Genomic DNA, 6,254 nt, shown 5'->3' with positions numbered 1-6,254 from the left:
TTCTGCTCTGGCAACAGCATCAGCCTTCCCAATTTTATAGGTATTTCGGGGCTCAGTTCCTTCAGCTTGTGCTTTCGGCCCGCTAACTTGCTTGTCTACGCTTAAACCTTTAGGTTACCCTATCGGTTCCAAGACTAGCTACGGGCGGCTGGCTAAACCCTACCCGGTGGGATTCCCACCCACTACATTCAGCGACATTGCTCAGCCGCACTGCCAGGCACTTTTTGGCAGGCACTTTTTGGAAATCCCTGGCAGCGGTTTTCTGCCAGGGATTTCCTCGAGCAAAGAATGTCACCAACGGGAGTCGGCCTGCCGGGGCACCGGCGCGAGGCCAGGAGAACGAGGGAGCCCCCGGAGGTTCCATTCCCCCAAAAAAGAAAAGAACTTGCACTTTAATTTAGTAAAATGCAAGTGTTTTTGGTGCAATTTYCCCRATTTRCCGGGGGCGGTGCCTGGTTCCGTCCGCCGGTAACTTTTTGTGCTCGTATACAACTTTCATGCGAGACGGTACCTGGCACCGCCTGGGTGGCCTTTCATTGAAACCACCAGACCCAAAAGGATGACCCGGAAAAGAAAAAGTACCGTCACTTTAGTTTAGTGAAGTGCCAGGCACTTTTTGGAAATCCCTGGCAGCGGTTTTCTGCCAGGGATTTCCTCGAGCATTAGACACAAGAAGCCCCGGAAAGAGGGTCTATCTCCTTCCGGGGCTAATTTATGTGATGTCTGACATTATCTTGCTTATTTGGCTGCCTCCCTGACAATAGCTGCCGCTTCCTCCAGGCTATTAACAGTGTAGATTTTGTTGATGATTTTATCAAGAATGACTATGTCATTAATTTTCTGGATATCTCTCTGTAAACCAGCGGAATCTTCAGGGAACCTGGTGTCCAAGAATTTGCAGATAGCCTCCTGGGCCATTTCTGCTTYACCCTCCGCCTTTGCTCCGCTAATCATGGAGATTTCATCCCTGACAGCCTTCTCCCTTAGCTCATACAGCCTGCGCTCCCTCTGGTTTTTGAAGAATATCTGCTCGATGGTCATTGCCTTGCGAATGCCCGGGTTTCCCATAGCGATCGCCTCCATTTCTTCGCCTACAATATTATTGAAGTATAGCAGCCAYTCYTCCAGSGCRTCCTTCGGCCTGCGTTTYAGCCKGATGACTTCTCCAACTCCARRAAATGRATTTCCAATTCGTCRTTCAGTAACTCACCGGTCTCGTCTTCCCTGATRYGGAAGGTAKGWTGGTAYTTKGTCTTGCCTTTGAACYRATYAAAGCCCAGGATGTTKATGGTGATGGTTTTTCTGAGGTGGATGAAATCYTGCCCRCTGCKTMACTGCCCGTGGTAGAGYCMKGCCCAGTAGAACAGGGTGCGCTTGTCGATATTATATTTATTCGCTATCTGGACTTCCACRTTTACCAGYGCTCCKGCRGCTGTCCTGGCCAGKATGTCMAGCCTGGCYGCTYTGTCCAGCAGGTATTTGGGGTCAAGTTCCCGGTCCAGCAATTCCACTGCGGTCAGTTCCCGTCCAGGTGCCGGCTTCAGTACTGCGTTCAGGAAACTGATGAGTGCCTCTTTGCCTTCTTCCGATCCGAGTATCCTCTTGAAGGCATAGTCGTTTATTCTGTTGATGGGTTTAAACTCCAATCATTCTCACCTCTTTCCCTTTGTTTCTCTTGCCAACATTATACCAGATTCTCAATTACTACTTAATATCCTGCTTTGACGCAGTGGATGCCACAGTAACCGGAGAACAGCGTACTTCTGCCGGAATTAATACCTCCGAAGATGCAGTTCAGATCATGCACAAAGCCCCGGMAAGAGATTATTTTCTTCCGAGGCTTCCTGGGTATATGCAATATTATAATATATTCTTACGGCGGCGTTTGTTTCGGTTTTTGTCTCTACTGCTGGGGCAACGGGCAATCACTCACTCTCCGTTTCCAGAGTGCRCRGGCCGTACTCCTGCGGGATGGCCTACCGGGAGGCTATAATAAGTTAGGTGCCTGGCAGGGATTGCTTGTTAGGGATGCCCCGGCTCCCTTCGCTGGTCAGCATCAGTTTTCCATTTCATTCTTCAGCCCCAAGACGGTCTCCCAGGACAGTCCGGTTATCTCAGCCACGTCTTCTACGGAAAAGCCTTTTCTCAACGCTGCCTTTGCAACTTCCACTTTGCCTTCCACTTTGCCTTCCACTTTGCCTTCCACTTTGCCTTCAATTTTGCCCTCGATCCTAGCCGCCCTTTGCATCTCATCTAACGTCCGTTCAATGTTGGTGATCATCTTCTCCACCTCCCGGGGATCGTTTTCCTCCAGCACGCGTTCTACCTCTTCTTGCAGGGGTCCCGGCAATTTGCGCTTGATGACGTTCTTCAGCCACACCGTCACCTGCCGGAACTGCTCTGGGGTCATGCCCTCCAGCACGCCGGCGAGCTTCCTGAGCCGGGGCGCCAGCTCCAGGGGATCYACGGTCTGATCCAGGTAGAACACGCTGGACACCACGTTGGCCGCCCGGTGCAGCTCTTCCTCGCTGTAGCGTACTACGTCGAAGAGGATGTAGGAGAAGTCCAGCAGGCGACCGGGGAACCGCTCGTGCCCCGACTGGTACTCCCTGAAGCTCCTGCGGGCCGTCCAGCCTCTCTCGCCGTTGTAGATGACGGCGGGGACGATGGCCGGCAGCCGGAAGCCCTTGCGCCTCCGCTCTTTCTCCGGGGTATTGTTGTAGACGTCCCGCCATATTTCCAGCATGTATTGCAGCAAGCGGAAGGGCATGGTGTGGTCCACGGTGGACTGCAGTTCCAGCAGGAYGTAGAATATTACTTCGCTACCTTTTGTCTTCAGCTTGTAGATAATGTCTGCTTCTTTCTCGCTGAAGTCCTGCAGGACGTAGGACTTTTCCACCCGCACCAAGCTGTCTTCGTCTATGTCTTTTGTCCATTCTTCCCGGACAAAGGTCTTGAGCAGCTCCAGAAAGGCCCGCTTGCTGGAGAGAAGCTCTCTGTATCCTCTGTCGTGGGTGTGGTGGGGCTGTCTTTTTCTGGCACCGGCACAATCCTCCTGTGGCTGTATTATACCATATCGGACGGGAAATTGACATGGGGCGGGGCTGAGGTGGAAACTGAATCGCGCGGTTGGTGAAAAGAAAATGCCCCCGCCGGTGTGTGACCACATGGTATATGGCTCCTGGGTACCAAACCCGAGGTCTCCTGCCCATGGTTTAACCCCCAATGTCTTTCTTACTATTTTACATCATGTGATAATAGAATAAATTTAAAATTTGYCGGCGGTGGTGTCGAGTTGTGCTATTCATTGAAACTGTCGAACTCCAAAAAATACCCAAAAAAGAAAAGAACTTGCACTTTAATTTAGTAWAATGCAAGTGTTTTTTGGTGCAATTTCCCCGATTTGCCGGGGGCGGTGCCTGGTTCCGTCCGTCGGTAACTTTTTGCGGTACCTGGCACCGCCTAGGTAGCCTTTCATTGAAACCACCAGACCCAAAAGGATGACCCGGAAAAGAAAAAGTACCGTCACTTTAGTTTAGTGAAGTGCCAGGCACTTTTTGGAGGCACTTTTTGCCAGGGATTTCCTCGAGCTAATAGTTGAGCCTTTTTTCAGGCAAAACTTCCGATTGCCCCCTTCAAGAACCGTCCCCTTGATTCGTTGGATTCGTTTAGATTCGTTTGGGAGTAGGGGTACTGGTGTGCTGGTGGGTACTGGGAAAATATTTTGCCGAATAAAATGCATTGACACTGTACTTAAGGACAGATGATAATAGGGACAGGAATTTGATGGAGGTGTTAAATATGAACCCAATAAGAAGCGAATTACACCGACTGGTTGATGCTTTACCAGACCACAAAGTTAGAACAGTTAAGCAAATCATTGAAATAATCATCCGTGAGAATCCCTGGGAGGAGCTTTTAGCCAGCCCTCCAGAAGTTGATGAACATTTAACAGAGGAAGAAAAATTAGCTATCAATGAAGCAGAACAAGACATAGCGGCTGGCCTAACAAAGCCCTGGGAACAAGTTAAAAAGGAGCTTGGTCTATGAAATTAATCATAACTAACCAGGCCCAGAAAGATTTGTCTAAACTAGACAAGGCAACTCAAAGGCGTGTACAAATAGCCTGGATAGAATGTTATTATCACCGCAAAATGCGGACATTAAAAAACTTAAAGGAGAAGTTGACCTTTGGCGGCTGCGAGTTGGAAATTATCGAGTTATCATGCGTATAAAAGGCAGTGAAGTGGTTATCTACGCACTGCGTATACTTCATCGTAGAGAGGCGTATAAATAAGCGAATCGGACAAAAATATATATGAAAAGGACTCTCAGGTGAGAGACCTTCCTTTTTGCGGTACTTCTTTTTGGGGAGATATCGCTTCGTTTCAGGGATAACCTCTAGTAAAGAATGACCCGGAAAAGAAAAGGCACCTGCACTTTAGTGGTAAAGAGCCAGGCACCTTTTGACTCAAGAGAAGAACGAAATCGCTTTGCGATGGCTTTCATAATATAAAGTCTAGTGAAATTCCCTTACAAGTGTGTTAAAATGAACATATAGCAAGGAAAAGAGTGCTGATTGAAACCCCGTTTTTTTCGACATAAATCCAAAAAGTCCTTCTTTTTAGAAAAATATTTTCCAGAGAGTACAGAAACGAATAATCCCCATAGCTGGGAGCAGAGCGACTTCATTCTTCTGGGTCAATCAAAAATTTTGCGTGTAGTTCTTGCGCATAAGTATTATTAAGGCTCAACAAGCTGCTGACATAAGCTAGTTGAGCCTTTTGCATGCAAAACTTCCGATTGCCCCCTTCAAGAACCGTCCCCGTGGCTGCAAACAAATTCAAGTCAAGAACCGTCCCTGACTTGAATTATTCCACCCCCAATAAATACATGAGCAGCCATAGCCGCTTGGTGCGACCATGGCTGCTAGTAGAATAAACATATAGAATAAACTGGCATTTATTCCACTCCCAGGGTGGGTATATAATTAATTCGTTACTTAAAAGGGGATGCTAAGAAAGAAAAACGAGTGGAATAAACTTATTGACCGGCTTTTTACAGCATACCCGTTACCAAAAGGGTAAGTTAGTAGAATATAAATTAAATAAACTGTCGGAAAAAGTTGTGCTATTAATCCGAAAACTGGCTGCATACATCGAAGCGTTACCATCTTTTCGAGGGGGTTAGTTTTTTTCCTGTCGAAACGAAGGTTTTATTGCCGGCCCGGGAGTTGATTGCCTATACAAAGCCGTTACCGTTTTTCGTAGGGTTAGTTTTTCACGGACGAGAAAAGCAATCCTTCGGGAAACGGTAACAGCTTCTCATGTGCAATCAGCTTCCGGGTCAGCAACAAAACTACAGACTCTATAGAAAGAGAAAGGCCTTACCCTTTTAGGGTAAGGCTTCTCTTGTTTAGTGAAGTGCCAGGCACTTTTTGGAAATCCCTGGCAGCGGTTTTCTGCCAGGGATTTCCTCGAGCATATGTCATTATGATAATCTTTCTTGGTAGAATTGTGATAAAATTCACCTAATGACTTTTCTTTTTTACAGCGATCACATCGCTTTGTTAACTTCTTTGGCATATCATACCACCACCAATAAACAAATCATTATTTACACTTATGCATATAGAAGTTGGACACAATAAGCCATGGCCGCTTGGCACGACCATAGCTACCAGTTTGATGATAGTTCAGGTTGTTATGCAGTTTTGTGGTTCTTATTCACCAGCCGCAGAACCGTCCCTGTGGCTGGTGGTAAAATGCAAGTGTTTTTGGTGCAATTTCCCCGATTTACCGGGGGCGGTGCCTGGTTCCGTCCGGCGGTAACTTTTTGTGCTCGTATACAACTTTCATGCGAGACGGTACCTGGCACCGCCTAGGTAGCCTTTCATTGAAACCACCAGACCCGAAAGGATGACCCGGAAAAGAAAAAGCGCCTTCACTTTAGTTTAGTGAAGTGCCAGGCACTTTTTGGAAATCCCTGGCAGCGGTTTTCTGCCAGGGATTTCCTCGAGCATATTCTTACGGCGGCGTTTGTTTCGTTTTTTGTCTCTACTGCTGGGGCAACGGGCAATCACTCACTCTCCGTTTCCAGAGTGCGCGGGCCGTACTCCTGCGGGATGGCCTACCGGGAGGCTATAATAAGTTAGGTGCCTGGCAGGGATTGCTTGTTAGGGATGCCCCGGCTCCCTTCGCTGGTCAGCATCAGTTTTCCATTTCATTCTTCAGCCCCAAGACGGTCTCCCAGGA

At 47.9% G+C, this 6,254-nt stretch carries 6 protein-coding genes; 3 read left to right on the top strand and 3 right to left on the bottom strand.

Annotated features, from left to right (window positions below):
- Window positions 1-738: 738 nt before the first annotated feature.
- The 3 genes from P378_RS24525 to P378_RS12195 all read right to left on the bottom strand — a co-directional run bounded on the left by P378_RS24525 (window position 739) and on the right by P378_RS12195 (window position 3,169).
- Window positions 739-1,083 (bottom strand): hypothetical protein, encoded by a 345-nt coding sequence (locus P378_RS24525; RefSeq protein WP_274378715.1) that lies wholly within the window; start codon window positions 1,081-1,083, stop codon window positions 739-741.
- A 65-nt stretch (window positions 1,084-1,148) separates the two neighbouring features.
- A complete protein-coding gene (locus P378_RS24520; RefSeq protein WP_274378716.1) occupies window positions 1,149-1,646 on the bottom strand; it encodes an Rpn family recombination-promoting nuclease/putative transposase in 498 nt (165 codons plus the stop codon).
- A gap of 410 nt (window positions 1,647-2,056) precedes the next feature.
- Window positions 2,057-3,169, bottom strand: a complete 1,113-nt coding sequence (locus tag P378_RS12195) for an Rpn family recombination-promoting nuclease/putative transposase (RefSeq protein ID WP_238473179.1) — start codon at window positions 3,167-3,169, stop codon at window positions 2,057-2,059.
- Window positions 3,170-3,801: 632 nt separating this feature from the next.
- Between P378_RS12195 and P378_RS12190 the strand changes: the two genes are divergently transcribed.
- The 3 genes from P378_RS12190 to P378_RS24200 are packed head-to-tail and all read left to right on the top strand — an operon-like array spanning window position 3,802 to window position 4,297.
- On the top strand, window positions 3,802-4,050 hold the full coding sequence (locus P378_RS12190; protein ID WP_099083443.1) for a hypothetical protein: 249 nt from the start codon (window positions 3,802-3,804) through the stop codon (window positions 4,048-4,050).
- Window positions 4,047-4,235: a type II toxin-antitoxin system RelE family toxin gene (locus P378_RS21795; RefSeq protein ID WP_238473178.1), complete on the top strand. Its 189-nt coding sequence runs from the start codon at window positions 4,047-4,049 to the stop codon at window positions 4,233-4,235. The genes P378_RS12190 and P378_RS21795 overlap by 4 nt, the downstream gene beginning before the upstream one ends.
- Window positions 4,199-4,297: a type II toxin-antitoxin system RelE family toxin gene (locus P378_RS24200; protein WP_420796002.1), complete on the top strand. Its 99-nt coding sequence runs from the start codon at window positions 4,199-4,201 to the stop codon at window positions 4,295-4,297. The genes P378_RS21795 and P378_RS24200 overlap by 37 nt, the downstream gene beginning before the upstream one ends.
- The last annotated feature ends 1,957 nt before the right edge of the window (window positions 4,298-6,254 follow it).

Source organism: Desulforamulus profundi (assembly GCF_002607855.1).
Note: the sequence above shows the minus strand (reverse complement) of the source record. Positions and strands in the feature narration are given on the sequence as shown.